22 protein-coding genes and 2 pseudogenes are annotated in these 19,769 nt (G+C 62.2%); 18 read left to right on the top strand and 6 right to left on the bottom strand.

Features of this window, described 5'->3' with window-relative positions:
* The first annotated feature begins 152 nt into the window (after nt 1–152).
* The 4 genes and pseudogenes from GWE18_RS05685 to GWE18_RS05700 form a co-directional block, all read left to right on the top strand.
* The gene (locus GWE18_RS05685) at nt 153–542 is read left to right on the top strand and encodes a DUF4189 domain-containing protein (protein WP_275185150.1); all 390 of its coding nucleotides are present in this window, start codon (nt 153–155) and stop codon (nt 540–542) included.
* 103 nt (nt 543–645) lie between these two features.
* A pseudogene (locus GWE18_RS05690) lies at nt 646–1,054 on the top strand (DUF2000 family protein).
* Between the two features lie 137 nt (nt 1,055–1,191).
* Entirely contained in the window at nt 1,192–2,202 is a 1,011-nt protein-coding gene (locus GWE18_RS05695; protein ID WP_275184827.1) for an SMP-30/gluconolactonase/LRE family protein, read from the top strand.
* 71 nt (nt 2,203–2,273) lie between these two features.
* Nucleotides 2,274–2,408, top strand: a pseudogene (locus tag GWE18_RS05700) (DUF2000 family protein); the annotation flags it as partial.
* 47 nt (nt 2,409–2,455) lie between these two features.
* Here the strand turns inward: GWE18_RS05700 and GWE18_RS05705 are convergent.
* On the bottom strand, nt 2,456–2,773 hold the full coding sequence (locus GWE18_RS05705) for a hypothetical protein (protein ID WP_275184828.1): 318 nt from the start codon (nt 2,771–2,773) through the stop codon (nt 2,456–2,458).
* A gap of 397 nt (nt 2,774–3,170) precedes the next feature.
* Between GWE18_RS05705 and GWE18_RS05710 the strand changes: the two genes are divergently transcribed.
* The 4 genes from GWE18_RS05710 to GWE18_RS05725 all read left to right on the top strand — a co-directional run bounded on the left by GWE18_RS05710 (nt 3,171) and on the right by GWE18_RS05725 (nt 5,651).
* Nucleotides 3,171–4,376 carry a sulfite oxidase gene (locus GWE18_RS05710; protein ID WP_275184829.1) on the top strand — a complete coding sequence of 402 codons (1,206 nt, stop codon included), beginning with the start codon at nt 3,171–3,173 and terminating at the stop codon, nt 4,374–4,376.
* 53 nt (nt 4,377–4,429) lie between these two features.
* The gene (locus tag GWE18_RS05715; protein ID WP_275184830.1) at nt 4,430–4,723 is read left to right on the top strand and encodes a hypothetical protein; all 294 of its coding nucleotides are present in this window, start codon (nt 4,430–4,432) and stop codon (nt 4,721–4,723) included.
* Between the two features lie 233 nt (nt 4,724–4,956).
* A complete protein-coding gene (locus GWE18_RS05720) occupies nt 4,957–5,169 on the top strand; it encodes a hypothetical protein (RefSeq protein WP_275184831.1) in 213 nt (70 codons plus the stop codon).
* A gap of 263 nt (nt 5,170–5,432) precedes the next feature.
* A complete protein-coding gene (locus GWE18_RS05725) occupies nt 5,433–5,651 on the top strand; it encodes a hypothetical protein (RefSeq protein ID WP_275184832.1) in 219 nt (72 codons plus the stop codon).
* 159 nt (nt 5,652–5,810) lie between these two features.
* Here GWE18_RS05725 and GWE18_RS05730 read toward each other — a convergent pair whose 3' ends face one another.
* The gene (locus GWE18_RS05730; RefSeq protein WP_057852415.1) at nt 5,811–6,041 is read right to left on the bottom strand and encodes a dodecin; all 231 of its coding nucleotides are present in this window, start codon (nt 6,039–6,041) and stop codon (nt 5,811–5,813) included.
* A gap of 288 nt (nt 6,042–6,329) precedes the next feature.
* Nucleotides 6,330–7,283 (bottom strand): cyclase family protein, encoded by a 954-nt coding sequence (locus tag GWE18_RS05735; protein ID WP_275184834.1) that lies wholly within the window; start codon nt 7,281–7,283, stop codon nt 6,330–6,332.
* 213 nt (nt 7,284–7,496) lie between these two features.
* Here GWE18_RS05735 and GWE18_RS05740 point away from each other — a divergent pair, with 213 nt between their 5' ends.
* From GWE18_RS05740 to GWE18_RS05775, 8 genes are all read left to right on the top strand, one after another.
* Entirely contained in the window at nt 7,497–8,585 is a 1,089-nt protein-coding gene (locus tag GWE18_RS05740) for a TRAP transporter substrate-binding protein (RefSeq protein WP_275184835.1), read from the top strand.
* 839 nt (nt 8,586–9,424) lie between these two features.
* Nucleotides 9,425–9,772 carry a hypothetical protein gene (locus GWE18_RS05745; RefSeq protein WP_275184836.1) on the top strand — a complete coding sequence of 116 codons (348 nt, stop codon included), beginning with the start codon at nt 9,425–9,427 and terminating at the stop codon, nt 9,770–9,772.
* A gap of 31 nt (nt 9,773–9,803) precedes the next feature.
* Nucleotides 9,804–10,520, top strand: a complete 717-nt coding sequence (locus tag GWE18_RS05750) for a TetR/AcrR family transcriptional regulator (protein WP_275184837.1) — start codon at nt 9,804–9,806, stop codon at nt 10,518–10,520.
* Nucleotides 10,517–11,302: an efflux RND transporter periplasmic adaptor subunit gene (locus tag GWE18_RS05755; protein WP_275184838.1), complete on the top strand. Its 786-nt coding sequence runs from the start codon at nt 10,517–10,519 to the stop codon at nt 11,300–11,302. Before GWE18_RS05750 ends, GWE18_RS05755 begins: the two co-directional genes overlap by 4 nt.
* Nucleotides 11,299–12,243 (top strand): ABC transporter ATP-binding protein, encoded by a 945-nt coding sequence (locus GWE18_RS05760; protein WP_275184839.1) that lies wholly within the window; start codon nt 11,299–11,301, stop codon nt 12,241–12,243. The genes GWE18_RS05755 and GWE18_RS05760 overlap by 4 nt, the downstream gene beginning before the upstream one ends.
* Nucleotides 12,240–13,406: an ABC transporter permease gene (locus GWE18_RS05765; protein ID WP_275184840.1), complete on the top strand. Its 1,167-nt coding sequence runs from the start codon at nt 12,240–12,242 to the stop codon at nt 13,404–13,406. The genes GWE18_RS05760 and GWE18_RS05765 overlap by 4 nt, the downstream gene beginning before the upstream one ends.
* 199 nt (nt 13,407–13,605) lie before the next feature.
* Nucleotides 13,606–14,847 (top strand): adenylate/guanylate cyclase domain-containing protein, encoded by a 1,242-nt coding sequence (locus GWE18_RS05770; protein ID WP_275185151.1) that lies wholly within the window; start codon nt 13,606–13,608, stop codon nt 14,845–14,847.
* 12 nt (nt 14,848–14,859) lie between these two features.
* Nucleotides 14,860–15,777, top strand: coding sequence for a PhzF family phenazine biosynthesis protein (locus GWE18_RS05775; RefSeq protein WP_275184841.1), 918 nt, complete (start codon nt 14,860–14,862; stop codon nt 15,775–15,777).
* 108 nt (nt 15,778–15,885) lie between these two features.
* Here the strand turns inward: GWE18_RS05775 and GWE18_RS05780 are convergent, their stop codons facing one another.
* Nucleotides 15,886–16,350 carry a DUF488 domain-containing protein gene (locus GWE18_RS05780; protein ID WP_275184842.1) on the bottom strand — a complete coding sequence of 155 codons (465 nt, stop codon included), beginning with the start codon at nt 16,348–16,350 and terminating at the stop codon, nt 15,886–15,888.
* Between the two features lie 143 nt (nt 16,351–16,493).
* Here GWE18_RS05780 and GWE18_RS05785 point away from each other — a divergent pair, with 143 nt between their 5' ends.
* On the top strand, nt 16,494–17,465 hold the full coding sequence (locus tag GWE18_RS05785; RefSeq protein ID WP_275184843.1) for a tripartite tricarboxylate transporter substrate binding protein: 972 nt from the start codon (nt 16,494–16,496) through the stop codon (nt 17,463–17,465).
* 7 nt (nt 17,466–17,472) lie between these two features.
* On the opposite strand, the gene GWE18_RS05790 is transcribed toward GWE18_RS05785, so the two are convergent.
* Nucleotides 17,473–18,297 (bottom strand): DUF72 domain-containing protein, encoded by an 825-nt coding sequence (locus tag GWE18_RS05790; RefSeq protein WP_275184844.1) that lies wholly within the window; start codon nt 18,295–18,297, stop codon nt 17,473–17,475.
* A gap of 173 nt (nt 18,298–18,470) precedes the next feature.
* On the bottom strand, nt 18,471–18,989 hold the full coding sequence (locus GWE18_RS05795) for a phasin family protein (protein ID WP_275184845.1): 519 nt from the start codon (nt 18,987–18,989) through the stop codon (nt 18,471–18,473).
* Between the two features lie 314 nt (nt 18,990–19,303).
* Between GWE18_RS05795 and GWE18_RS05800 the strand changes: the two genes are divergently transcribed.
* Nucleotides 19,304–19,504, top strand: coding sequence for a hypothetical protein (locus tag GWE18_RS05800; RefSeq protein ID WP_275184846.1), 201 nt, complete (start codon nt 19,304–19,306; stop codon nt 19,502–19,504).
* Nucleotides 19,505–19,769: the final 265 nt, after the last annotated feature.

Below are 19,769 nucleotides of genomic sequence, written 5' to 3' on the forward strand. Positions count from 1 at the left end.
GGTGGGCAAAGCGAAGCGTGCCCACCATGGCTCGGGCGTACCGGTGAGATGGTGGGCACGCTTCGCTTTGCCCACCCTACAAATTCTCCATTCACCAACTGGAAACTCGCCCCCGCTAAAATCTTCCCGTTACCTCGGGGGAGGGGCTCTTGATCGTTTCGACCGTCGCGGCGCAGCGCCGCGCGCTCTTTATCATTGCGCTGACGCTGATACTGGGCGTCTCGGGCTACATCACCAGGGCTTGGGCGGCGGGCGCATTCGCCGTCGGCAAATGCGGCGCCTATGGCCAGGCCTATGATTATCCCGCCGAGGCTCCCGCGCGCGCTGCAGCGTTGAAACAATGCAAGGGCAACTGCACCGCGATCACCATGAAGCGCGCCTGCGCCGCGTTCGCTGTCGACATGACCAACCCCTGCGGTCCCCACGGCTATGCCGTAAAGCCCAACATTTCGAGCTCGCTCAACGCCGCGACCAAGAAGTGCTACGAATTCGGCGGCAAGGAATGTGTCATCCGCGCCTGGGCCTGCGACGCCAAGGGGTGATTTTGCTATCGTTATTCCGGGGCGATGCAACGCATCGAACCCGGAATCTCGAGATTCCGGGTCTGGTGCTTGCGCACCATCCCGGAATGACGAGAAAGAAACAATGCAATTCGACACCAAGATCGCGGTCATCATCCGGACCGATCTCGAAGCGTGGCAGAAGCTCAACGTCGCTTCATTCCTGGCCGGCGGCATCGCGGCCGCGTTTCCCGAATGTATCGGCGAGCCCTATGGCGATGCATCCGGCACGAAATATCTGTCGCTGATCGGCCAGCCGATTGATCTACGGCGCCGACCGGCCGGCGCTTTCGCGCGCGCTCGAACGGGCGCTCGCGAGGAACGTTACGCCCGCGGTCTATACCGAGGACATGTTCAGGACCACGCACGACGCCGCCAACCGCGAGGTGGTCAAGGGCGTGATCCGCGCCGAGCTTAATCTCGTAGGCCTCGCAATGCGCGCCGAGCGCAAGGTGATCGACAAGATCGTCGACGGGCTGAAGTTTCACGGCTAGGCGTTTCGAGCAAGCCTGAGCTGTTGGCCGGCATTGTGCCATGGCTGCATCGTTGAAGGGTGACCTCAAAGCAGCCGCCGCGCTAACTGCCGAGTTGACTTGGTAACTCAATCGTCGGACCGGACATCGTTGGTGCAGTGCTCGCCGCGCCAAACAGTCGAGCTCATCGCAAGATGCTGGTCTGCCCGCCTAATCCGGCGCTGCGCAATTTAAAAGAAGAACCGAGGAACACCGGCCGTGACTGGCTTGTTCGTTCGTCGGGGCAGCACGAGGAGGCTACCATGAGGACACCTCAGCTCTCCGCATTAATGTTAGCTGTTCTTACCTTCAGCGCCGGCGCCGCGGAACCTCAGAAGCTGTGGGAGGCGAGTGGCTTCAAGAACCCCGAATCGGCGGTATTCGACCGAGCTGCGGGGGCCGTCTATGTTTCGAACGTCAACGGCGATCCGATGAAAAAGGATGGCAACGGCTTCGTTTCAAAGCTCGGGCCGGATGGAAAGGTCGTAACAATCGAGTGGGCCAAGGGACTCGACAGTCCGACCGGGCTCGCGCTTGCCAATGGCAAACTGTACGTCGCAGATGTGGACCGGATTGCGGAAATCGACCTCGCCAAGGGCGAAGTCCTGAACCGGTTCGAGGCACCCGGATCGAAGTTCTTGAACGACCTCGCGGCTGACAAGGGTGGACGGATTTACGCTTCCGATATGGTGTCAAACAGCATTTGGGTGCTCGACGGCGGCAAGCTGTCTCTCCTGTTGCAGGATGACGCGCTCGAAAATCCGAACGGGCTCCTCGTCGAAGATGGCCGGCTTGTGGTTGCGTCGTGGGGCAAGATGGCCCCGGACTTCTCAACGAAGGTGCCCGGCCGCATGAAGGCGGTCGATCTCGCGACGAAAAAAGTGTCCGATCTAGGTAGCTCGACACCAGTCGGTAATCTCGACGGCATCGAACCCGATGGCAAGGGCGGCTATCTTGCCACCGATTGGATGACCGGCGGGCTGCTCCGCATCGCGAGCGATGGCACAGCGACGCGCCTACTTCCACTCGCGAAGGGGAGCGCCGACCTCGGGATGGGACCGGATGGCATCGTCATTATCCCGATGATGATGGAGGGCACTATTGTGGCTTACAGGATCGATACACGCTGAGAATAGGAATGCGTCTGGCCTGAGCCGGAGCGCGGCTTCTGAAAACAGCGCCCCGGCCCACGATAGTCGCGACCACGCACGACGCCGCCAACCGCGAGGTGGTTAAGGGCGTGATCCGCGCCGAGCTTAATCTCGTCGGCCTCGCGATGCGTGCCGAGCGCAAGGTGATCGACAAGATCGTCGACGGGCTGAAGTTTCACAGCTAGCCGCGTCCGCACAAGCGCGGAAAGCCGAGCAGTAGCCGCTTTGCTCCTCAACCCTGCAACCCAACAAATCCACGCAGCTTTTTGACCGTTTCGTCGGCGTCCTTGGCTTCCTCGGTCGTGAGAACCGTGATCTCGCCGGTACGCCGGTGCAACACGCTGTGATGGATTGGCGCGCCTGACAGGCCGTCGACGTCCGACTTCACCGCGATGTCGTCGATGTCGTCGAGCGCGAACTCGACGGGTTTCTTTTTCCACAGCAGCATTTTTTGCTGCAGCGTTGCCTTGCCGAACTCCTTGTCGAGCGTCAGCGTCGTCGAGCCAGCTTTCAAAGTGAGCTTGCGTGGGGTTTCTTCGATATGAGTCATGGGCAGGTCCCCTGTCGGTTCCCTTTCACATGCCGATTGTCCGGTAACTCTAATCCAAAACACGGCGACCGAACAGGCTGGACGGCGCGGGCGGATGCCGCACCGGTTGCGGTTCGCTGCGCCGCGGCAGGCCCGCGTCGGGCAGCCTGTCGGCGCGGTCGCCGTTGCGGCCTCTGGCGGTCTTGCGGCACGGCCACGAAACGCAAATACTCCTTGTAAGTTGGGCTTCCGGTGGGAAGCCCGGCCAAGAAAGCCCCGGGAGCGGGTAACAGGAGCAAACACCATGGAGCGGGGAACCAGGCCCAATGCGGCCGACGGCAACAATTTCAGTACCAGCCGGCGCAGACTTCTAGCCAGCTCAGGCCTGGCTGCCATAGGCGCCGTCATGGGAGGCGCCATGCCACTCACTCGCAACGGCGCGGGCATTCCCCAAGCCCACGCACAGGCCGCTCCGCCCGCCGCGCCCCCGTCGGCTGCCGCGCCCGCCGCCGGCAAGGGCCCGCAGCACCTGAAATATCCAGGAAAGCACGAAGGGCTCGTCGTGCTCGGCGAGAAGCCACTGGTCGCCGAGACGCCGGAAAGCCTGCTCGATGACGACACCACGCCGATCGACAAATTCTACATTCGCAACAACGGGCAGATACCCGAGGAGACGAAGAATCCCGACGCCTGGAAAATCACCATCGATGGCGAGGTCAACAACAAGGTCGAGATCACGCTCGGCGAATTGAAATCGAAATACAAGGCGGTGACGCGGCGCATGGTGCTGGAGTGCGGCGGCAACGGCCGCGCGGGGTTCTCGCCGCCGGCGCGCGGCAACCAGTGGGGCAATGGCGGCGCGGGCTGCGCGGAATGGACCGGCGTGCCGCTCGCCGACCTGCTCAAGAAGGCCGGCCTGAAGCCATCAGCGAAATACACCGCACATTATGCGGCCGATCTGCATCTGTCGGGTGATCCGAGCAAGCCGAGCATCTCGCGCGGCGTGCGACTGGAGAAAGCGATGGATCCGAACACGATGATCGTATGGGCCATGAACGGCCAGCCGCTGCCGAACATCCATGGCGGGCCGGTGCGGCTGGTCGTGCCGGGCTGGTCGGGCTCGGCGTCGCAGAAATGGCTGACGCGCATCACCATCCGCGATCGCGAGCACGACGGCCCCGGCATGACGGAATTTTCCTATCGCACGCCGATCAAGCCGATGGTGCCCGGCGGCAAGGGCGATCCGGCGAACTTCCGCATCCTGGAATCGATGCCGGTGCGCTCGATCATCACCAACCCCGCGAACGGCGCCAAGTTCGCGGCCGGCACCAAGGAGCTGAAACTGCGCGGCGCGTCCTGGGCCGGCGATCTCACCGTCAAGCAGGTGGATGTCTCGCTCGATTTCGGCGCGAACTGGCAGCGGACCACGCTGGAAAAGCCGAAGAACAAATATGACTGGCAGCGCTGGACCGCGACCGTCAAACTGCCGACTGACGGCTATTTCGAGATCTGGGCGCGCGCCACCGATTCCAAGGGCGCGATGCAGCCGCATCTGGCCGGCTTCTGGAATCCGCAAGGCTATGGCGGCAATGCCATGCACCGCATTGCCGTGCTGGTCGGATGATGCGGCGTTTTGCGTGGCTCGCATTGGCCGGCATGTTCTTGATATCGCCGGCCATGGCACAGACGAGCTTCACGCCGCGCGACGAAAGCCCGGAGGAATTTGCCGCGGGCACAGGCCGCGATGAAACCTTCTACGCCTGCACCCCCTGTCACGGCTTCAGGCTGGTGGCGCAGCAGGGCATGACGCGCGCGCAGTGGGAGGATTCGATCAACCTGATGATCCGCCGCCACAACATGCCGCCGCTTGACGACAAGGATCGCGAAAAGGTCCTGAACTATCTCGAGACGGCCTATCCGCCGCGCGCGCCGGCGGGCAGGGGAGGCTGGGTGAACCCATTTGCCAAGTGAGTGCTCGTGACTCGCGCCCGGTTCGATGATCTCGAAGCATCAATGATTCGCGCACTGCGGTGACCATGCGTATTTGATGTTGCTGGTATGTGATTGCGCCGGGCATTTTATGCGAGGAGGTTCAAAATTAATGCACAGTGCGGGCTATTTGATCTCGCATTTGCTGGCACCAATACCTATCTGTCGATCAGGAAGGAATTCGCCCAGGGACAACTCCGATAAAGGAGCCATCCATGGCGAACATACTCACCACTGGGGCCGCGTATTCTGCCCCGATCAGCAAGCCTTCATTTTTAACCCGATTGTTGCGCGTTCAAATCGAGGCCCGGCAGCGACAGGCTGACCGAGCGGTCGAGCAGTACCTTGCTACCCGCGGGTTCAAACTGACTGACGACGCCGAGCGTCAGATCGAACGCCTGCTTTCCAACGCGGGACGTCAGCTATGATCACACTCATCATCGTGCAGTTGGCCACTAGGCTCGCGCGCTTCGGAGACGAAGCTCTTGCGACGTGGCACGAAGCTCAGCGACTTCGTCGTCTCCTTCCCGGCCCGACCGAGGAGTAGCGGCCTGGTCGGCGTGAAAAAACGTGTCAAAACGGGAATCCGGAGCTTCGGTTCCGACTGAACCAGAACCGAAGCTCGCTACGCTCTTGACGCAGCCGCACTCCAAGCCAGAATGGTCGGACGCTAGCGCTGGGAGCCGGTCAGATGAGGTTTTTGATTACTGCGCAGGATACCGCGGGAAAAGTCACTCTCAACCGGGAGTCAGTGCCGGCTGCGCTGAAAAAAGCCGAGGAACTGATCTCGGACGGTTGCTGGAACGTCGAGATAATGACGCCCGATGGAGGCACCTATCGCCCGGGCGAGTTCGATGCGTTGAGAGAACGGGTTGGCGCGGCCGGCCCCGATATGTCGCTCACCGCCTAGCTGCCGACGCCTATTTTAGGCCTTCAATGTCACCTTTGCGTCGGAAGCTGCTGATCGAATGCGTGTCCGTCAATCAGCCAGCAAGCAAGTCTGTACGCGATAGCTGCGTAGACTTTTCGCAAGCCGCGCTTTCCCCCATCCCTGCTGTCTCGCCGGAATTTACCCCTCAAGCGTAAATCCAACTCTCAACGTGACCTGATAGTGGCGAACGGCTCCATTCTCGATGTCGCCTCTCGTTTGCATCACTTCGAACCATTTCATGTCGCGAATGGTCTTTGCTGCGCGAGCGAGCGCATTTTGGATGGCGTCCTCGATGCTCTTTTCGGATGAGCCCACGAGGTCCAGGATCTTGTAAACATGGTCTTTGCTTTCGGCGGCGCGTGTTGGCATGGCGAATCTCCGGGTTATGTCGGTGGCAATCAGAGTATGTGACCGTGAGCCAACGCCATGCCCTCATGCGGGTTCCGATGGGAGGGCTATCGCAGATGACGGCGGCGAGCTAGCGAGCGCTCAAGTTTCCGCATCGTCACGGCCGGGCTTGTCCCGGCCATCCACGTCTTTTCGCACGCACGGAGATTAAGTCGTGGATGCCCGGGACAAGCCCGGGCATGACGAGTTTGTGGACACATCGAGCTTGTGATCTCCGCAGTCACATTCGCGGAGATCGAAACGCCGCTGCTACCGCACTGCGATCGGCGACACCGTCGAGCCCGAGCCGCCCTGAATCTTAAGCGGCTGCATCACGAAGGCGAATTCTCCGACGCCCTTTTGCGCGAGCTCATCGAGCTTGAGGTTCTCCAGGAGATGGATGCCGTTCACCACGAGCGCGATCTGGTGCACCGGAAGCGACAATTGCTTGTCGGGGTTGGGCGCGACCTCGACCGGCCAGTTGTCGGCGCCGAGCAGCATAGGGTCCTTTGCGGCTAGCCAGAGCGCGGCGGGCACGCCGATGCCCGGGCAGGATTTCACGTAGCGCGGGTTGTCCCTGCCGTAGAGCTTGCCCCAACCGGTATGGATGATCACGGCATCGCCGGGCTGCAGCGTCAGGTTTTGCTTCTTCAGGGCGCCCTCGAGATCCTCGACCGTGATTTCGTAATTGTCACCCAGCATTTCGACGCCTTTGAAGCCGGCGACGTCGATCAGGACGCCGCGCGTGAACAGCGTGCCCACGTTATGGATACCGAACTTCTTGAAGCCGGTGCGATCTGAGTTCTCGTCGACCTTCTGGCAATTGTACCAGCTATTGAGATGGGTCTGGTGTGCAAAGCCGTCGAACTGGGTGCCGACCTGGCCGAGCTCGGTGATGATGATCTCTTCGTTCGAGCCGCGCATGTTGGAGAACTGGTTCATGAACGTGCGCTTGGCGTGCATGTCGAAGCGCCGCGTTCCGAAGAACGCCATGCTGGAGCCGAGCACGTGGGCGAGCTCGATCACCTCGCCGGTCTTGATCAGCTTCGCAGCGTTCATCACGGCCGCGGGCTTCTGGTGATTGGCCGAACCGCGCTCGTCGGCCGCGCCCCATTTCGACGGACAGCGTTGGCTTTCCGCCGGAACGGTCCAGCTTGGTGCTTGCGCGTAAGCGGCGGTGGAAAACGCAAGCGTGATCACCGCACCCAATGTGAATGCTTTCATCTGTATCCTCCCGAGAGAGGGCGCTCTGGATACGGCACCCCTGGGGCAAATAATGCTGATACGATTGAGGCGGTTTCAAGCGACAATCCGTCAGGTCACGGTGAGGTTGTGCTTCCACGCATGCCTCGAAGTCCGTTATGATGATGTCAAATGGACGCGGGAGGCCCTTTGCCCCCACGCCAATCGACTTTCATTTTTGGGAGCAAGTACATCATGAAACGCCGTACGTTCCTTAAAGGCGGCGCCGTGGTCGGCGCGACGACGCTGGTTGCGGCACCCGCGATCGCGCAAGGCTCGCCCGAGATCAAGTGGCGCCTGACCTCGAGCTTTCCGAAGTCGCTCGATACCATCTTCGGCACGGCGCAGACCTTTGCGAAATACGTGGCCGATGCCACCGACAACAAGTTTCAGATCCAGACGTTTGCGGCAGGCGAGATCGTGCCCGGCCTGCAGGCGCTCGATGCCGTGAGCTCCGCGACCGTGGAGATGGCGCAGACGCCGCTCTATTTCTACATCGGCAAGGAGCCGGCGTTGACTTACGCGACCGGGGCGCCCTTCGGCATGAACCATCGCCATCAGCATTCCTGGTGGAGTTTTGGCGGCGGCGCCGACCTCTGCAACGAGGCGCTGAAGCCTTTCAAGGTGCACGCGATTCTGTGCGGCAACTCCGGTACTCAAATGGGCGGCTGGTTCCGCAAGGAGATCAAGACGGCCGACGATCTCAAAGGCCTTAAATTCCGCATCGCGGGCATGGGCGGCCATGTGCTCGCAAAGCTCGGCATCGTGCCGCAGCAGATCGCAGGCGGCGAGGTCTATTCAGCGCTCGAGAAGGGATCGATCGACGCCGCGGAGTTCGTCGGTCCCTATGATGACGAGAAGCTCGGCTTCTACAAAGTGGCGAAGTACTACTACTTCCCCGGCTGGTGGGAAGGCGGCGCCATGCTGCACATGATCGTGAACGAAGAGAAGTGGAATGCACTTCCCAAGCAATACCAGGCGATCCTCAATCAGGCCGGCTCGGCAGCGGGCGCGTGGATGATCGAAAAATATGACAGCGTCAATCCTGCCGCCCTGAAGCGGCTGGTCGCGGGTGGGGCCGAGCTGCGCGCCTTCCCGCAACCGGTCATGGAGGCCTGCTACAAAGCGACCCAAGACCATCTGAACGAGATCGCCGAAAAGAGCGCGCTGTTCAAGAAGACAAAAGAGAGCCACGACGCGTACATGAAGGAAGTGCTGTTCTACACGCAGATCGCGGAAAACTATTACGATAACTTCCTGCTCGGCAAAATGCGCAAGGGCTGAGGGCGCCTGGGAGCACGTTAGCCCGGATGGAGCGAAGCGCAATCCGGGGAACGGTATCGCGAGAGGATATGATCCCGGGTTGCGCTGCGCTCCACCCGGGCTACTCGGTCATCGGCGCGCTCGTGCAAATCCGAAGCCGCGGGCAGGGACACCGGCGCGGACAATCGCGCTGCGCGAAAAATCTAATTTGTTGAACGGATTCAATCTGATTTGGGCCGTCCAGTTATCGTTGCAAAAATATAGTTCTTCCCTTTCACCCCAAATCAGTGGCTCTTTCCGCCCTGTCCCGCCTCGGCAAGAGGGGCGTATCGCGATCGTCACGAACGCGAGGCGGGATGCGGTGGACGCAGCAGCGTCAGGCGCGAGGCGTGATCGCAGGGCGGGATTTCCCGTGAGCGAGCATAGCGCGCAGGACGTACGGCGCTGACGCGTACGGCAAAACCGTGTGGTCCTGACACCCGTGGCTGGTGCCAAGCTGCCGGTGGCGAATTTGATCCAACCGGATCGATTTGGCCATCAAGCCGGCAGCGATGGAGGCAAGACGAATTCGTCTCCAGGGAGAGCACGGCATAAGCCGTCAACCCATTGCGCAGGGAATGCCGGAGTGCTCCGGCTGTACCTGTATGCTCGTGTGCGCATCTCTCTGCATATTTGCACACGAGACCGCGGGTGCAGCAAGCACCCGGCATTCCCTGCTCCCTCTGTTTGAGGGAAAGGAATTTCAGCAAACCTCGGGCGCAGCGAGCGTCGCGAGAACGCGAATGCACACCCAACTGTCGTCGCCCGCCTTGTGCGCAATTGCGCACTGGGGCGGGTGACCCAGCATTCCAGAGACGTCAATGTTTGAACCGATAGACTGCGGCGTACTGGATACCCCGCCTTCGCGGGGTATGACAGTCGTCGTGGCGCTTCGGTATTTCACCGTCATTGCGAGCGAAGCGAAGCAATCCATTTCGCGGCTTGCGGAGACGTGGATTGCTTCGTCGCTTCAGCGCAAAATTGCTTTGCAATTTTGTCGCGAGCTCCTCGCAATGACGGAGATAGGCCGCCGCGTGCTGGATACCCCGCATGTGTGGGGTAGACGTGCCTTTGGCGAGGTCCAAATCCTGCCCGCCGGCAGCCGGACCGGGGATCTCACCGACATCAGTCACGGCCATGTGAAAGTCCCGGCTTTAGTTCGAAATTGACAATGACTGACCAGTCAGTCATAAATGATTCATGACAAAGGAAGCCGCCAAAAGCGCCCGGAAATCCGTTCCCAAACCGGCCAGCCGCCGGACGGGGGCGAGGGCATCGGCGGCGGGATCGAGCCCGTCGCCCAAGTCGGCCTCCAACCGCGCCGAGCGTGCCGCCGAGCGGCGCGGGGCCATCATCGAGGCGGCGATGGACGAGTTCATCGCGCGCGGATTTGCGGCGACGCGGCTCGACGATATCGCCAAGCGCGCCGGCGTCGCCAAGGGAACGATCTATCTGCACTTCAAGGACAAGGGATCGATGTTTGAGGAATTGATCCGGACCGCGATCGTGCCGCTGGTGACCCGCCTGTGGGCGACGCCGCCGCAGCCCGGAGCTTCGGTGCGCGACATGGTTGAGGGTTTCGCCAAAACTTTCATCGAGGAGGTGGCGACCACGCGGCGCGGCGACCTTGTGCGGCTGATCGTTGCCGAGGGGCCGCGATTCCCTGAAGTGGCCGACTTCTACTATCGCGAAGTGGTGTCGCGCGGGCTGGCCGGCATGCGCGCCCTGATCGAACTCGGCATCGCGCGCGGCGAGATCCGGCAGACGAACCTTGTGCAGTTTCCGCAGATCGTGGTGGCGCCCGCGCTCATCGCCGTGATCTGGCAGAGCCTTTTCAGCAAACACGCGCCACTGGACGCCCTCGAAATGTTTCGGGTGCATCTCGATCTGATTTTTGGCGAACGGAGAACGACATGACTTCGTCGCGAAGGATAGCGGTCCTGGCCGCGCTGGCGCTCGCCGCCGTGCTCACGGGCTGCAATGAGCGCAGGGATCCCGGCTTTCAGGGCTGGGTAGAGGCCGACATGATCTTCGTCAGCCCTGACGAAAGCGGTCGTGTGACAAAACTCAATGTGCGCGAGGGCGACGAGGTCAAGCCCGGCGATCACCTCTATTCGGTCGATGACGATTTGCAACTGGCGGACCTCAATCAGAACAAGGCAACGCTCGCCAATGCGCAGCAGACGTTTGATCGCGCGGCATCGCTGAGCAAGACCGGATCCGGCACGCAGGCGAACCTCGATTCCGCGACCTCGGCGTTGCGCGTGGCGGAAGCCCGCGTCAACACGTCCCAGACGCGGCTGGCGCGGCGGCGGGGCTTTGCGCCGGTCGGGGGCACCATCCAGCAGATCTATTTCCGTGAGGGCGAAATGGTGCAGGCGCAGCGGCCGGTCCTGTCGATCATGCCGCCCGGCAACATGAAGATCCGCTTCTTCGTGCCGGAAACGGAATTGCCGAAGCTTGCAATCGGCGACGAGGTAAAGGTCACCTGTGACAATTGCGCGCCCGATCTCACCGCGAAAATCTACTTCATCGCGACGACGGCGGAATACACCCCGCCGGTTATCTACAGCCTCGATGAGCGCAACAAGCTGGTTTACCTGATCCAGGCGCGGCCGAGCCGGCCCGACGTCTTGCGCGTCGGCCAGCCGATCAGCGTGTTTCTCCATCCCCGAACACCAGTGGCGGACAAGCGATGAGTTTAGCGCCGGCATCTGCGTCCGACATCGCGATCAACGTCGAGGGCCTGTCAAAATCGTTCGGCGGCCGCGAGGTCGTGCATGACCTCTCGATGCAGGTGAAGCGCGGCACGATCTATGGATTCCTTGGGCCCAACGGCTCCGGCAAGACCACCACCATCCGCATGCTGTGTGGGCTATTGACGCCAGACGCCGGCGAGGGGACCTGCCTCGGCTACGACATCCGCCGCGACGCCGACAAGATCAAGCGCCAGGTCGGCTACATGACGCAGCGCTTCAGCCTGTATCAGGATCTTTCGGTGCGCGAGAACCTCGAATTCGTTGCCCGGCTCTACGGCCTGCGCGACGCGCGGGCCGCGGCACGCGACATGATCCAGCGTATTGGCCTGAACGGCCGCGAAGAGCAACTCGCCGGCGAGCTTTCCGGTGGCTGGAAGCAGCGGCTGGCGCTCGGCGCCTGCACGCTGCCCAATCCGCAATTGCTGCTGCTGGACGAGCCGACCGCCGGCGTCGATCCCAAGGCGCGGCGCGATTTCTGGAACGAGATCCACGCGCTCGCCGCCGAAGGGCTGACGGTGCTGGTCTCCACCCATTACATGGACGAGGCCGAGCGCTGTCACGAGATCGCCTATATCGCCTATGGCCACCTGCTGGCCCACGGCACGGTGGACGAGGTGATCGCGAAATCGGCGCTGTCGACCTATACGGTGTCCGGCGATGACCTCAACGGGCTCGCGGCCGAACTCACCGGCAAGCCCGGCATCGACATGGTGGCGCCGTTCGGCACCAGCCTGCACGTCTCGGGGCGCGAAAAGTCCGCGCTCGAAGCGACCATCGCGCCCTATCGCAATACGAGGGGATGGCGCTGGGAGGACAGCGAGCCGTCGCTGGAAGACGTGTTCATCGATCTCATGAACCGCTCAAAGGACAATTTCCAATGAGTGCAACCGAGATGACCAACCAGGATCGCGGCGTCAGCGAGCGGCCCTTCGGCTTCTGGCGGCGCAGCTATGCGATGCTGGTCAAGGAATTCATCCAGCTCCGCCGCGACCGCGTCTCGTTCGCGATGATCGTGATGATCCCGGTCATGCAACTGCTGCTGTTCGGCTATGCCATCAACACTACGCCGCGCCATCTGCCGACGGCGGTACTGATCCAGGAGGACAGCGACCTGGCGCGCTCGGTGCTGAAGGCGCTCGAGAACACCCGCTACTTCCGCTTCACCCGCGAAGTGCACAGCGTCGCTGAGTTCGACGATCTCCTGCAATCCGGCAAGGTGCTGTTCGGGGTCGAGATCCCGCGCGGGTTCGAGCGCGCGGTGCGGCGCGGCGATCGCCCGGCGCTGCTTGTCGCGGCGGATGCGACCGATCCTGTTGCGGCCGGCTCTGCGCTCGGCGCGCTCGGCGCGGTGGTGCAGACCGCGCTCGCACATGACCTTCACATCGGTGATCCGCCGCAGCTCCCGTTCGAGATCAGGGCGCATGCCCGCTACAACCCGGCCGCGGAATCGCGGCTTAACATCGTGCCCGGCCTCGTCGGCACCATCCTGACCATGACTATGCTGATCTTCACCGCGTTGTCGGTGACGCGCGAAATCGAGCGCGGCACCATGGAGAGCCTGCTGTCGATGCCGATCAAGCCGGTGGAGGTGATGTTCGGCAAGATCATTCCCTACGTGATCGTCGGCTTCATCCAGGCCTCGCTGATCGTCAGCATCGGCGTTCTGCTGTTTGGGGTGCCCATCCTCGGCAGCGTGACACTGCTGGCCTTGCTGACGACGCTGTTCATCACCACCAACCTGTCGATCGGCTATACCTTCTCCACCATCGTGCAGAACCAGTTGCAGGCGATGCAGATGTCGATGATGTTCTTCCTGCCCAGCATTCTCCTGTCCGGCTTCATGTTTCCGTTCGCCGGCATGCCGGTCTGGGCGCAGTATCTCGGCGAGGTGCTGCCGCTGACCCACTACATCCGCATCGTCCGCGCCATCATGCTGAAAGGCGCCGCTCCTTCCAATCTGCAGTACGACACGATTGCACTCATTGCACTGATGCTGGTGGCGATGACGATCGCCGTGACGCGCTTCCGTCGCACGCTCGATTGAGGGTATATATTTCGCAGTCATTCCGGGGCACGCGCAGCGTGAACCCGGAATCTCGAGATTCTCAGGTGCGCAATTGCGCACCATAGTTCGATGCTACGCATCGCCCCGGAATGACAAAGGAAAGTAAGCAGTGAGGTTCTGGGGCAAAGGGAAGAGTGACCAAGACACCGGGGTATCGGCTGACTTCCAGCGCGCGTTGATGCACGAGGTCATGACGACCGAGCTGCTGCGGATCAAGGCGTTGATCGCAACAACCGCGCTGCTCGCCGTCATTCTCGGGACGGTCTACCTCTTCGCACCCGAAGCCGTGAGCCGCGTCTGGCACGGCAATTTGAAGCCGGAATATCTCTATTCGATCATCTTGCCGTTCATCCTGTTCGAATTGTGGGTGCATGGCCAGATCACCCGCCACATGCAGAAGGGCCGCGACCTGCCGGTGATCCGGCGCTACCTCGGCGCGCTGATCGAGACCTCGATGCCGACGGTCGCGCTGGCGCTGCACATTAACAGCATGGGCTCGGTGGCGGCGCTCGGCTTCGTGACGCCGATGACCTATTTCATCTTTATCATCCTCTCCACGCTGCGGCTGGACTTCTGGCTCTCCACTTTCACCGGCTCGGTCGCCGCCGTGCAGCTGTTCTGCATGGCAATGTTCTACCACCCGCCGACCGGCGTGGAGGCCGAGCCCAGCATCTACTATCACGCCGCGCGCAGCCTGATCATCCTGATCTGCGGTGTGCTCGCCGGTGCAGTCGGGCACCAGTTGCGGCGGCAATTCGAGGCGAGCATCAAGGCGGCGACCGCGCGCGACCGCATTACCAACCTGTTCGGCCAGCACGTCTCGCCGCAGGTGGTCGAGCGCCTGATGGCGGAGGGGACCAAGACCGACAGCGACATCCGCCGCGTCGCCGTCATGTTCGTCGATTTCCGCAGCTTCACGGCGGGCGCGCGCAGTCGCACGCCGCAGGAGGTCGTGGACCGGCTCGACGGTGCCTTTGCCGTGCTGGTCGATATTCTCGATCGCCACGGCGGCATCGTGAACAAGTTCTTGGGTGACGGATTCCTTGCGCTGTTCGGCGCGCCGCTGCAAGCGCCGGACCCGGCGCACCGGGCGGTCGCCGCGGCGCGCGAGATGCTGGGAGCCAATGAGCGGCTCAACGAAGGGACGAGCTGGCCGCTGCGCATCGGTATCGGCATTCACCTCGGCGAAGTGGTCGCCGGCAATATCGGCTCACCGCGGCGAAAGGAATACACCGTGATCGGCGACACCGTGAACTTCGCATCGCGGTTAGAGGCACTCAACAAGGACTTCAATTCGCAGTTCCTGATCTCGGAGGCGGTTCGCGATGCGCTGGGCGAAGCGTGCGGCGATGCCGTCTCGCTCGGCGAGGTCGAGGTCAGAGGCTATGAGCGGCCGATGGCCGTATGGCGGTTGGGATGATGGAGAATCGAAATGCAGCGGTGTTATATCACTGTGGACGTTTTCACCGATCGCGCCTTCGGCGGCAATCCGCTTGCCGTGGTGCTCGATGCTGGAGGGCTGTCGACCGAACAGATGCAGGCGATAGCCACCGAGTTCAACTATTCGGAGACGACTTTCGTGCTGCCACCGGCCGACAGCGCCCATGATGCAGAGGTGCGCATCTTCACCGTGAACCGGGAGATACCCTTTGCCGGCCATCCCAATGTCGGCACCGCCTTCGTGTTGGCGACGCTGGCGGAAAAACCACCGGCGCGGCTGTTGTTCGAGGAAAAGGCCGGCCTCGTGCCGGTCGAGATCGTGACCGAGCAGGGCAAGGTCGTCAGCACCGAATTCACGGCGCCGCAGCCACTGAAGCGGATGTCGCATCTCGGCGCCGAGCAGGCGGCAGCTCTGCTTTCACTGTCGGCGAGCGATGTGAGAACCAGCCGGCATCCGCCGCAGGTCATCTCGGTCGGGCTGTCGTTCCTGGCGGTCGAAGTCGCCTCACGCGAGGCGCTGCGCCGGGCCAGGCCCGATGCTGCCGCGTTCGCAAAAACATTCCCATGTGACGGCAGCGACGCCGTCTACTTCTATACCCGCGACGTACCGGAAGGCGAAAAACCCTGCGAGCTGCAGGCGCGGATGTTTCATCCCGGCGCCAGCGGCTTGTCGGAAGATCCCGCGACCGGCAGCGCAACCGCGGCCTGCGCGGCGCTGCTTGCCGATCTCGACGATACGACGAGGGACGGTGAACTGAAATTGAAGATCGGGCAGGGCGTCGACATGGGCCGGCCGAGCCTGCTGCTGACGCGTGTCCGCAAGCAGAATGGTGCGGTGGCCTCCATTCATGTCGGCGGCAGTTGCGTGAAGATGATGGAAGGGACGTTCCGGCTTGATGGCAAGGGGTGAGGTGCGATGGCGTCTCCCCGTCATTGCGAGCGAAGCGAAGCAATCCATGGCTCAGCACTGGGATAGATGGATTGCTTCGTCGCTTCGCTCCTCGCAATGACGGCGAGGCTACACCTGCGGGGCGACCAGATTCTCGACCTTCACGCCGTCGCGGTCCTCGATGATCTCGGCGATCCATTGCCGGTGGCAATGAGTGTGGTCGCGCTCATAGCAGAGAATGCAGACCGGCCCCGATTGCTTCACCAGCGCCGACAGCTCGTCGAGCTCCTCCTTGGCCTGAGCGCTCTTCAGGTGCCTGGAATAGATCCTGTGAAGGAGATCGAACTTGCCACTGCGCGCCGCCTCGCGGCCCTCCTTCGGCGTTCCCAGGCCCTTCAGGTGCAGATAGGAAATGCCGCGCTCATCGAGGCCGGCCGCGAGCTGAGTTTTGGAGAAGCCCGGCCGCCGCGAGGAAGCAACGGCGCGCACGTCCACCAAGAGCTTGACGCCCGACGCCTCCAGCTCGTCGAGCACAGCCTTCGCCGGCGTTTGCTCATAGCCGATGGTGAAGAGGCGTTTGGTCCTGCGAGCCATGTCGATATCCGGTGCGTTGATCTGTCATCGGGAAAGCTAGGGTCGTGCGCGGATGATTTCCATATGCCGCGTTGCCGCCGGGCGCGGTATGTCGCATAGTCCCTGCAAAGAGCCTATCGAAGGCCGCATGCACGGGGGACACGATGAACCGATTTTGCCGGACGCTGGCATGGCTAACCGCGCTCTTCGTTTGCGGCATTGCCGCAGCGCAGGCACAGACCGGCTATCCCGATCGGCCGGTGAAGATCATCGTCCCGATCGGTCCCGGCGGCAGTTACGACCTGGTCGGGCGGCAGCTTGCGGATGCGTTGTCGAAGCGGATGGGGCAGGCCTTCGTCGTCGAGAACAAGCCCGGCGCCGGCACTGTTGTCGGCACCCAGGCGGCCAGTCAGAGCGAGCCGGATGGCTATACGCTGGTGGTCGGCGGCCTCTCCAACATGGCCTTCAATTCGGCGCTGTATTCGAAGCTCGGCTACGATCCGCGCAAGGATTTCGTGCCGGTCGCGCTGGTGTACAAATTCGGTTACGTGATGGTCGGCCGCAAGGATCTGCCGCAGGCCAGCCTGCAGGACATCGTCGCCGCCGCCAGGGCCAAGCCGGGCTCGATTTCGGTCGCGACGGCCGGCGTCGGCACCGGCCAGCAACTGGTGGCAGCCGCGTTCATGAAGGCCGCGGGCGTGAAATTCCTCGAAGTGCCCTACAAGGGTTCGCCGCCGGCCTTCACCGATCTGCTCGCGGGCCGCATAGATCTGTTTTTCGATTCGAACGCCGCCGGGCTTCCCTACGTTCAGTCCGGCCAGGCGAAGGGCATTGCGCTGCTGTCGTCCAAGCGTAGCCCGCTGGCGCCCGATGTACCGACAATGTCGGAAGCCGGCGTAACCGGCCTCGATGTCGATTCCTGGCTCGGAATATTCGCACCTGCCAAAACCCCGCTGGAGACAATCGCAAAACTGCGCCGCGAAATCCGCGCCTCGCTGCCCGAACTCAGGGAGCGTTTTGAGAAGAGCGGCGGGGAGGCGTGGGACTTGCCGGACGACAAGCTCGATGCCTTCGTCGCCTCCGAATACGAGACCTGGACAAAACTGATACGCGAGGCCGGGATCAAGCTCGACTGAAGCCGGATTACTTCACGCGCTCGATCAGCTCCATCGCGCCCGCCGGTGCACGCACCTTGCCCTCGTGGATGACATAGGCAAAGACGTCGCGCGGCGCTTTTTTTGGCTTGGCGGCATCGACGCGCGGCAGATCATCGGGCTCGCCGCCGGCGGCCCAGGCCTGAAACCGCTTGGCCCAGGCGTCGAGCTGTTTTGGCGGATAGCAGGTCTTGAGCTCGTCATTGCCCTTCTGCAGCCGCGCATAGACGAAGTCGCTGAGGACATCGGCGATCGCGGGATATTTGCCGTGCTCGGCGAACACGACCGGCGTCTCGAACTTGCGCAGCAATGCGACGAACTCCGGCACGCAGAAACTGTCATGCCGCACCTCGACCACGTGACGCAGCGCGCGGCCGTCGAGTTTGCGCGGCAAGAGCTCGAGGAACTTGCCGAAATCGGCCTCGTCGAACTTTTTGGTCGGTGCGAACTGCCAGAGCACCGGACCGAGCCGGTCGCCGAGCTCCAGCACGCCGGAATCGTAGAAGCGCTTTACGGAATCGCCGGCCTCCGCCAGCACACGCCGATTGGTAGCGAAGCGCGGTCCCTTCAACGAGAATACGAAGCCATCGGGCACTTCACGCGCCCATTTGCGAAAGCTCTCCGGCTTCTGCGAGCCGTAATAGGTACCGTTGATCTCGATCGATGTCAGTTTTGACGCGGCGTAAGACAGCTCCTTCGCCTGCGCGAGCTTCTCCGGATAAAAGACGCCGCGCCACGGTTCGAAGGTCCAGCCGCCAATGCCGATATAGATGTTGCCGCCGCTTTTTGCGGTCGATTTCGAGGGCTTGCTCACGGGACAGCTCGTCGGAAATGAGGGGGAAGGGAGCTCGTGCATGTTAGCCAAGTCGGCCCAGATTGGCCAGTTTGCCATGGCGCCGGCTCATAGGCGTGATCCCGCGAAAAAGGCTCCAGAAGACCGGAGCCTCTTGCTTCTACTCGCCTGCATCACGCCGCTTCGCGTGAACCTCAGGACTTGCCGTGCGTCGTCGGCGCCTTGCCGGCCAGCCCCTTGAATGGGTCGAGCGTCTGCCGCGCAAGCCTGTTGTGGAGATCGCAGATCTTCTGCGACTCGGTGACCGATGTTTCATAGGCCCGCTTCACAAATTCGGTTTGAACCGTCATCGCCTTGTCGAGCGAGCGAACGCCGCTGAGCTGCTCGACAAACGACCCGAACTCCTCGATCGATTTCCTTGTGTAGTCACGATAGGCGTTAGCGATGGTCTGCAGACTCACCGGCGCGGGCTCCGCCGAGGACTCGACTGGTGCAGGCTCGACTGGTGCGGGCTGGATCGACGCGGCCTCGGCGGGCGCGGGCTCGGCCGGCGAGGGGGCCGGGGTCGGCTCCGGCTCGGGCGGCGCAGCTAGGGCATCGACTGGTTCGTCGACAGCCGGCTGATCCACCTTCGGGCTCTCCGCGTGAGCCGGTTCCGGCTGCAGTGGTTGATCTTGACCCGGGCTTTGCAATTCGACCGGCGCCGGGGTCACTGTCGGGCTCTCCTGGGGAGCGGCTTTTTTGGCCCGTTCCCCCTTGCCCTTGCGCCGTCCGGATTTCCCGGTCGGTTTGCCCTGGTCTGTATTCGACATCTTCTTCCCCTATTCCCTGTCAAATCAAAGGTCGAGAGTCCGCCATGTTTGCGATGGAATCGCGGTTCTTGCTTGTCAGTTGCGCGGCACTCGCGTGGTGAGATTTTGGAGGCTGCGCCGGCGGCCCGATTTGTCGATGGCTGACGCCGGGACTATTCCTCGACAAGCTTTTTCCATGATATCAGTTCCCGGTCAGGCGTAGGGGATAATTGAGTATGAATTCGCAGTCAGTCGCCGGTCTTTTGGGAGCCATCGTTGCGTCGATCGTGCTGGTGGTTGCAATCGCCTACGGGCCGATCGGTCAATATGGAAAGCCCGCCAAGCCGGCGAGCATCCAGCAACCCGCGCCGGCGGCTCAGCCGGTTCCCGCGACGCCAGCCCCGCGCGGGCCGGTGATTCGGGAAGTGCCGAATTAGAGGCGGGCAATGCCTCTTGCGGAATGCCCTGGGCATTCGTATCTGGCATCTAACGGCGGCGTTGACGCTTCATAGCTCCGGCGCTGGGACGACCATGAATGGTTTGGCTGCGCCGGATGTACGCGCGCCCTCTGTTCGTGGTCGTTGGCATTTTCAGAGAATTTTCAAGCGAAACAGGCCCCGGACTGATCTTGTGGCGGCCGCCGATTCGCCCGCGTCGGACAGACACCGGCTCGATTTTCGCCCCGTTTTCACCGTCCGGCCA

Origin of the sequence: Bradyrhizobium sp. CSA112 (genome assembly GCF_029051645.1) — a bacterium.
Taxonomy (GTDB): Bacteria; Pseudomonadota; Alphaproteobacteria; order Rhizobiales; family Xanthobacteraceae; genus Bradyrhizobium.

What these genes read in the sequence shown, in the direction of transcription:
- GWE18_RS05705 (WP_275184828.1), bottom strand. Translation starts at nt 2,773, where the DNA reads ATGACTCATATCGAAGAAACCCCACGCAAGCTCACTTTGAAAGCTGGC.
- GWE18_RS05710 (WP_275184829.1), top strand. Translation starts at nt 3,171, where the DNA reads ATGCCACTCACTCGCAACGGCGCGGGCATTCCCCAAGCCCACGCACAG.
- GWE18_RS05715 (WP_275184830.1), top strand. Translation starts at nt 4,430, where the DNA reads ATGGCACAGACGAGCTTCACGCCGCGCGACGAAAGCCCGGAGGAATTT.
- GWE18_RS05720 (WP_275184831.1), top strand. Translation starts at nt 4,957, where the DNA reads ATGGCGAACATACTCACCACTGGGGCCGCGTATTCTGCCCCGATCAGC.
- GWE18_RS05725 (WP_275184832.1), top strand. Translation starts at nt 5,433, where the DNA reads ATGAGGTTTTTGATTACTGCGCAGGATACCGCGGGAAAAGTCACTCTC.
- GWE18_RS05730 (WP_057852415.1), bottom strand. Translation starts at nt 6,041, where the DNA reads ATGCCAACACGCGCCGCCGAAAGCAAAGACCATGTTTACAAGATCCTG.
- GWE18_RS05735 (WP_275184834.1), bottom strand. Translation starts at nt 7,283, where the DNA reads ATGAAAGCATTCACATTGGGTGCGGTGATCACGCTTGCGTTTTCCACC.
- GWE18_RS05740 (WP_275184835.1), top strand. Translation starts at nt 7,497, where the DNA reads ATGAAACGCCGTACGTTCCTTAAAGGCGGCGCCGTGGTCGGCGCGACG.
- GWE18_RS05745 (WP_275184836.1), top strand. Translation starts at nt 9,425, where the DNA reads ATGTTTGAACCGATAGACTGCGGCGTACTGGATACCCCGCCTTCGCGG.
- GWE18_RS05750 (WP_275184837.1), top strand. Translation starts at nt 9,804, where the DNA reads ATGACAAAGGAAGCCGCCAAAAGCGCCCGGAAATCCGTTCCCAAACCG.
- GWE18_RS05755 (WP_275184838.1), top strand. Translation starts at nt 10,517, where the DNA reads ATGACTTCGTCGCGAAGGATAGCGGTCCTGGCCGCGCTGGCGCTCGCC.
- GWE18_RS05760 (WP_275184839.1), top strand. Translation starts at nt 11,299, where the DNA reads ATGAGTTTAGCGCCGGCATCTGCGTCCGACATCGCGATCAACGTCGAG.
- GWE18_RS05765 (WP_275184840.1), top strand. Translation starts at nt 12,240, where the DNA reads ATGAGTGCAACCGAGATGACCAACCAGGATCGCGGCGTCAGCGAGCGG.
- GWE18_RS05770 (WP_275185151.1), top strand. Translation starts at nt 13,606, where the DNA reads ATGCACGAGGTCATGACGACCGAGCTGCTGCGGATCAAGGCGTTGATC.
- GWE18_RS05775 (WP_275184841.1), top strand. Translation starts at nt 14,860, where the DNA reads ATGCAGCGGTGTTATATCACTGTGGACGTTTTCACCGATCGCGCCTTC.
- GWE18_RS05780 (WP_275184842.1), bottom strand. Translation starts at nt 16,350, where the DNA reads ATGGCTCGCAGGACCAAACGCCTCTTCACCATCGGCTATGAGCAAACG.
- GWE18_RS05785 (WP_275184843.1), top strand. Translation starts at nt 16,494, where the DNA reads ATGAACCGATTTTGCCGGACGCTGGCATGGCTAACCGCGCTCTTCGTT.
- GWE18_RS05800 (WP_275184846.1), top strand. Translation starts at nt 19,304, where the DNA reads ATGAATTCGCAGTCAGTCGCCGGTCTTTTGGGAGCCATCGTTGCGTCG.